At 72.6% G+C, this 6,173-nt stretch carries 6 protein-coding genes; 2 read left to right on the forward strand and 4 right to left on the reverse strand.

Going from position 1 to position 6,173, the window contains the following annotated elements; all coding sequences use genetic code 11:
- The first annotated feature begins 26 nt into the window (after positions 1 to 26).
- A complete protein-coding gene (locus ACWF9Z_RS26045; RefSeq protein ID WP_453605697.1) occupies positions 27 to 1,136 on the forward strand; it encodes an FHA domain-containing protein in 1,110 nt (369 codons plus the stop codon).
- Positions 1,137 to 1,140: 4 nt separating this feature from the next.
- Here ACWF9Z_RS26045 and ACWF9Z_RS26050 read toward each other — a convergent pair whose 3' ends face one another.
- The gene (locus ACWF9Z_RS26050) at positions 1,141 to 2,148 is read right to left on the reverse strand and encodes a methyltransferase domain-containing protein (RefSeq protein ID WP_453605699.1); all 1,008 of its coding nucleotides are present in this window, start codon (positions 2,146 to 2,148) and stop codon (positions 1,141 to 1,143) included.
- 126 nt (positions 2,149 to 2,274) lie between these two features.
- Here ACWF9Z_RS26050 and ACWF9Z_RS26055 point away from each other — a divergent pair, with 126 nt between their 5' ends.
- A complete protein-coding gene (locus ACWF9Z_RS26055) occupies positions 2,275 to 2,679 on the forward strand; it encodes a globin (RefSeq protein WP_453605701.1) in 405 nt (134 codons plus the stop codon).
- Between the two features lie 133 nt (positions 2,680 to 2,812).
- On the opposite strand, the gene ACWF9Z_RS26060 is transcribed toward ACWF9Z_RS26055, so the two are convergent.
- From ACWF9Z_RS26060 to ettA, 3 genes are read right to left on the reverse strand one after another with little or no spacing between them, the layout of a single operon-like run.
- Positions 2,813 to 3,526, reverse strand: a complete 714-nt coding sequence (locus ACWF9Z_RS26060; RefSeq protein ID WP_453605703.1) for a hypothetical protein — start codon at positions 3,524 to 3,526, stop codon at positions 2,813 to 2,815.
- Entirely contained in the window at positions 3,523 to 3,990 is a 468-nt protein-coding gene (locus tag ACWF9Z_RS26065) for an acyl-CoA thioesterase (RefSeq protein WP_453605705.1), read from the reverse strand. Before ACWF9Z_RS26065 ends, ACWF9Z_RS26060 begins: the two co-directional genes overlap by 4 nt.
- 18 nt (positions 3,991 to 4,008) lie before the next feature.
- Complete coding sequence (ettA, locus tag ACWF9Z_RS26070) at positions 4,009 to 5,673, reverse strand: energy-dependent translational throttle protein EttA (protein ID WP_356658246.1); 1,665 nt, start codon at positions 5,671 to 5,673, stop codon at positions 4,009 to 4,011.
- Between the last annotated feature and the right edge of the window lie 500 nt (positions 5,674 to 6,173).

A 6,173-nucleotide genomic window follows, 5' to 3' on the forward strand; every position in this document is an offset into this window, starting at 1 on the left:
GACGAAGCGAAGAAGAGCCTGCCGCGATGGCGCAGGAAGAAGGAGGAAGCGCCGCGATGCCGACCTGCCCGAACGGGCACCAGTCCGCCTCCGACGACTGGTGCGAGGTCTGCGGTCACCGTATGGCTGCCCCCACGGGCACCCCTTCGGCGCCCTCCTACGGCTACGGCTACCCTCCGACCGGCGAGCCGACCGCCCAGGCCGAGCTCTGCCCGCAGTGCCGCACCCCGCGCGAGGCCATGGCCCCGTACTGCGAGGAGTGCCGCTACAACTTCCTGACGCGTACGGCGACTTCGTACACCCCGATCGCCCCGGACGCCGGCCAGGTGCCGGGACAGGGACACGCGCAGGGACACGCGCAGGGACAGGGCCAGGCTCAGGGCCTCGGTCAGGGCCAGGGCACCCCCGGTCCGCCGCCGCCCCCGCCGCTCCCCTCTCCGAACGCGCCGTCGGCCCCGCCCGCGTACGCCCAGGACCACTTCGAGTACCAGGGCTCGCGCCCTTCGCGGGTCAACAGGTCGGCCGAACCGCTGCAGCGCGAGGACGACTGGATGCTGCCGCCCCCGGCGCACCAGGAGTACCAGCAGCCCCAGTACCAGCAGCAGCCTCCGCCTCCCCCGCAGCAGCAGTACCAGCAGCAGTCGCAGCCGGGGCCGTACGAGCCGCAGCACCAGCAGCAGCAGCAGTCGCCCCCGTCCCACCAGCCCTTCCCGCCCCAGCAGCAGGGCGGCGGCTCCTGGACCGCGACCATCGGCCCGGACCGCTCGTACTTCATGGCGATGATGCAGCGCAGCGGCCCGGAGGCGGCCGGGCTCAACCTGCCCGCGTACTCCCCCGAGCAGCACCTCCCGCTCGCCGGCGGCCAGATCACCATCGGCCGGCGCCGCGCCTCCACGGGCGAGTCCCCCGACGTCGACCTGTCGGTGCCCCCGGAGGACCCGGGCGTCTCGCACCAGCACGCGGTGCTCGTCCAGCAGCCCGACGGCAGCTGGGCCGTGGTGGACCAGAACTCCACCAACGGCACCACCATCAACGGCGGCGAGGATTCGATCCAGCCCTACGTGCCGGTCCCCCTCGGTGACGGTGACCGCGTCCACGTCGGCGCCTGGACCACGATCACCATCCGCCGGGGCTGACCCGCTAGGCCGGTCCGGCCGGGTCCGCCCGGCCGGCCATCTCCCCCAGGGGCCACACGTAGGGCCCCTGGGGATCGTCGAGCCACGACCACTGTCCCTCGGCGCTGACGGTCACCCCGAAGCGTTCGCGCGCCGGCCGGCCCTCGCGCCGCCACAGGTCCAGCGCCTCCCTCGGGTGCAGCGCGCCCGACGTCAGCACCAGCATGAACTGGAAGCGCTCGTTGTCCACCAGCTCGTAGGGAAGCCCCTGCGGCGGCCCGTACGTGCCCGGCGGCGCCGCCCTGGCCCCGCGCAGCGGCACGAAGTACGCCGAGGTGTGCAGGAAGCGCCCCTCCGCCAGCTCCGCGTCCCGCACGGTCAGCGCGATCAGCCCGGTGGACAGCGGCGCCAGGATCCGCGCCCCCGGCCGGCACTGCCCGAGCCAGGCGTGCGGGATCAGCGGAAGCGTGCAGGTCACCAGGATCCGGTCGAAGGGGGCGCGGGCGGGGCAGCCCCGCGCCCCGTCCCCGGTGACGACGGCCGGCCGGTAGCCGAGCTGGGCCAGGTGCGAGCGCGCCGACTCGGTGATCTCCTCGTCCAGGTCCACGGTGGTGACGAGGTCCTCGCCGAGCCGGTGGCAGAGCAGGGCCGCGTTGTATCCGGTGCCCGCCCCGATCTCCAGCACGTGGTCCCCGTCGCGCACCTCCAGGGCCTCCAGCATCTTCGCCATCAGCGACGGCTGGCTGCTGGAGGAGACCAGCTCACCGTCACGGAGCCGGGTGGCCAGCGGGGCGTCCGTGTACACCCCGCGCAGCCAGCGCGCCCGCTGCGCGGGGTCGGGGTCGTCGGCCCACAGCCGTTCGTGGCCCGCGCCGCGGCCGGTGAAGTAGCAGGGGACGAAGACGTGCCGGGGCACGGCGGCGAAGGCCGCACGCCAGGCCGGGTCGTCCAGCGCCCCGGCGGCGACGAGCTCCCGTACCTGCGCGGCGTGCGCGATCTCCCGCACGTCGCGCACCTCGGCGTGTGCGCCCATGCCTCCACTGTCCTGCGGACCGGGCCCCCGGGCTACTCCGGGCGGCCGCCCCGGGGCCCGCGCGCGGGTCCCGGCGGAGGTCCTAGGACCGGGGTCCTCCGTCCGGGCGTCTGAGACGATGGTCGGGTGAATGAGATTCCGCGGGGCACGGTCCAGGAGCAGACCTTCTACGAGATGGTGGGCGGCGAGGACACCTTCCGCCGTCTGGTGCACCGCTTCTACCAGGGCGTCGCGGAGGACCCGCTGCTGCGCCCGATGTACCCGGAAGGGGACCTCGGACCCGCCGAGGACCGGTTCGCGCTCTTCCTGATGCAGTACTGGGGCGGCCCGAACACCTACAGCGAGAACCGCGGCCACCCGCGCCTGCGCATGCGGCACGCACCGTTCCAGGTGGACGCGGCCGCGCACGACGCGTGGCTGAGGCACATGCGGGTCGCGGTGGACGAGCTCGCCCTCGCGCCGGAGCACGAGGCGCAGCTGTGGCGGTACCTGACGTACGCCGCCGCCTCGATGATCAACACGGCCGGCTAGCGCGGACGGGCTCCCGCGCGGATCCCGTACGAAGCCCCCCGGAGGGGCCTCGCCCCGGGGCCACGGCCCGGACGGGACCGCGGCCGGACGGGACCGAAGCCGGACGGGACCGCGGCCCGGACGGGACCGCGGCCTAGACGGGACGGACCAGCAGGGCGCCGAGGCCGCCGGGGCGGCGCGTGGCGATCGATCCGTACGGGGTGCGCAGCCGCAGCCAGCCCCCGGCCGCGAGCAGCGCCACCGGCTCGGGGCCCGTGGTCGGGGTGGGCACGGCGGGCACGGCGGACCGTACCGGCCGCAGGAAGCCCAGGGACTGCGCGGCGTGGACGGCGCGCAGCGGAAGGTCGGTGTCCCCCAGCGTGCGGGACCAGATCTCGCGGCCGATGCGGTCGCGCTCGGAGCGGGTCCGGTGCTGCGGGGGCAGGGCCTCGTCGCGGGCCCGGAATTCGGCGACGGAGGCCGCCAGCGCCGCCCGTATCGCCTCGGGGCCGGGCAGCCCGGCCACCGGGGCCCAGCCGCCGCGGGGCGGGAGCACCCCGGCCCAGGGCGGTCCGGTGACGGCCGCGGGCACGACGGCGCCCGCCCGGTCGCCCTCGTCGACGGACTCCAGGAGTTCGCCGGCCGAGACGGTCAGGTCCAGCGGCACGGAGGCCGCTCCGGCGAGCCGGACGGTGCGGATGGCCAGCACGTCGAAGGACGGGGGCCGTCCGAAGACGGCGAGCGCGCCGCCGCCGGCCCGCGCTTGCAGGCGGACGGCGGCGGCGCGGTCGTAGTGCACGAGCCGGCCCAGGAAGGCGGCGAGGTCCGCCGCCTCCCCGGAGTCGGCGAAGTGCAACTGCTCGTTCATGCCGCGATGCCCCTGGTACCGGCGGTGGCGCCGGACTGCGGCTCGTCCAGGTACTCCTGGAGGAACAGCTTCTCCTCGGCCGTGATGCGGCGGGGCCGCCCCTCGGCGAGGTTGTACGGCACGACCACGGTCTCGGCGCGCACGTAGACCGTCTCGGGCGTGTCCTGCGTCGCCTCGTCCTTGACCTCGTAGCGGATGGTCAGGGACGCGGCGCCTATCCGGGTCACCCAGGATTCGATGAGGACCGGCTCGTGACGGTGCACGAGGGGCAGCTTGTAGTCGATCTCGTGGCGGGCCACGACGGAACCGCCCGTGAAGGACTCACTGCCCTCCCCCGGCGCGAGGCGGAACATGAAGTCGATCCGCGCCTCCTCCAGATAGCGGAGGAAGACGACGTTGTTGACGTGCCCGAAGGCATCCATGTCCGCCCAGCGGAGGGGGCATCGGTAGTGGTGTCTGGCCATGGTCGGCGACCTCGGCCCTCAGCCTCGGGTGAGCTTCTTGTAGGTGGCGCGGTGCGGACGGGTCGCGTCCGCGCCGAGCCGCTCGACCTTGTTCTTCTCGTACGACTCGAAGTTGCCCTCGAACCAGTACCACTTGGACTCGCCCTCGTACGCCAGGATGTGCGTGGCGACCCGGTCCAGGAACCAGCGGTCGTGGGAGATGACCACGGCCGCGCCCGGGAACTCCAGGAGCGCGTTCTCGAGCGAGGACAGGGTCTCGACGTCGAGGTCGTTGGTGGGCTCGTCGAGGAGCAGCAGGTTGCCGCCCTCCTTGAGCGTCAGCGCCAGGTTCAGGCGGTTGCGCTCACCACCGGAGAGGATGCCGGCGGCCTTCTGCTGGTCCGGACCCTTGAAGCCGAAGGCGCTGACGTACGCGCGGGACGGCATCTCGACCTGGCCCACGTTGATGTAGTCCAGCTCGTCCGACACGACCGCCCAGAGGGACTTCTTGGGGTCGATGTTGGCGCGGCTCTGGTCGACGTACGAGATCTTGACGGTCTCGCCGACCTTGACGGAGCCGGAGTCCGGCTCCTCCAGGCCCAGGAGCATCTTGAAGAGCGTGGTCTTGCCGGCGCCGTTCGGGCCGATGATGCCGACGATGCCGTTGCGCGGCAGCGTGAAGGACAGGTCGTCGACCAGGACCTTGTCGCCGAAGGCCTTGTTGAGGTTGTTGACCTCGACCACGATCGAGCCCAGACGCGGGCCCGGCGGGATCTGGATCTCCTCGAAGTCCAGCTTCCGCATCTTGTCCGCCTCGGCGGCCATCTCCTCGTAGCGGGCGAGACGGGCCTTGGACTTGGTCTGGCGGCCCTTCGCGTTGGAGCGGACCCACTCCAGCTCTTCCTTGAGGCGCTTCTGGCGCTTCTCGTCCTTGCGGCCCTCGACCTTGAGACGCGTGGCCTTCTTCTCCAGGTAGGTGGAGTAGTTGCCCTCGTACGGGTGGGCACGGCCGCGGTCGAGCTCGAGGATCCACTCGGCGACGTTGTTCAGGAAGTACCGGTCGTGGGTGACGGCCACGACGGCGCCCGGGTACTGCGAGAGGTGCTGCTCCAGCCAGTTCACCGACTCGGCGTCGAGGTGGTTGGTGGGCTCGTCGAGGAGGAGCAGGTCCGGGGCCTCGATCAGCAGCTTGCAGAGCGCGACGCGGCGCTTCTCGCCACCGGAGAGGTTGGTGACGGGCCAGTCGCCGGGCGGGCAGCCCAGGGCGTCCATGGCCTGCTCGAGCTGGGCGTCGAGGTCCCAGGCGTTGGCGTGGTCCAGGACTTCCTGGAGCTTGCCCATCTCGTCCATGAGCGCGTCGGTGTAGTCGGTCGCCATTTCCTCGGCGACCTCGTTGAAGCGCTTCAGCTTGCCCATGATCTCGGCGGCGCCGTCCTGGACGTTCTCCAGGACGGTCTTCGACTCGTCGAGCTTGGGCTCCTGCATGAGGATGCCGACGGTGAAGCCGGGAGACAGGTACGCCTCGCCGTTGGACGGCTGCTCCAGCCCCGCCATGATCTTGAGGACGGTGGACTTACCGGCGCCGTTCGGGCCGACCACACCGATCTTCGCGCCGGGCAGGAAGTTCAGGGTGACGTCATCAAGAATCACCTTGTCGCCGTGCGCCTTGCGCGTCTTGCGCATGGTGTAGATGAACTCAGCCAAGAGAAACCGTCCGGCAGATCGATGGGTGGGCAGATACACCCCATCTTGCCAGGCGTCCATACCCCGGGGGAAACCCGTATGGTCCGGGAGCCCTGACCTGGGGCCCAGCGACGTGGCCCGCACACGGTTCTGATCGTCGTCGGCCGTCCTGCCGGCACCCCGCCGGTGAAGCCGGACGCTGTGGCGGCCTGAACGGTGATCTTGGCGCCTGGGCCCCTGGATCTGGTCTCCGCCTCTGGTCAGGGGTCCTCTCGAGTGGCCGGCCCAGCGGGCCGCGGTGGCAGGGCCTACCCGGAAACGTTCCGCTGCCCGGCGTGGCACGCGTGTCACCCACGTTCCGGGACGACACACCTGGGCGTCACGTGGGGGGGGCGGGGGCATGCCGAAGGGGGGGCGGGGCGGGGGGCGGGGGGGCCCCCGGGGGGGGGGGGGGGGGGGGCGGGGCCAGCCCGTGCCCCCCCGGCCGCTGCCCCGGGGGAGGACCACTGAGCGCCCCCCCC

Source organism: Streptomyces sp. NPDC054961 (assembly GCF_053609145.1).

Excerpts from the sequence above, each read along its gene's own strand:
- ACWF9Z_RS26045 (WP_453605697.1), top strand. The coding sequence starts at position 27 with ATGGCGCAGGAAGAAGGAGGAAGCGCCGCGATGCCGACCTGCCCGAAC.
- ACWF9Z_RS26050 (WP_453605699.1), bottom strand. The coding sequence starts at position 2,148 with ATGGGCGCACACGCCGAGGTGCGCGACGTGCGGGAGATCGCGCACGCC.
- ACWF9Z_RS26060 (WP_453605703.1), bottom strand. The coding sequence starts at position 3,526 with ATGAACGAGCAGTTGCACTTCGCCGACTCCGGGGAGGCGGCGGACCTC.
- ACWF9Z_RS26065 (WP_453605705.1), bottom strand. The coding sequence starts at position 3,990 with ATGGCCAGACACCACTACCGATGCCCCCTCCGCTGGGCGGACATGGAT.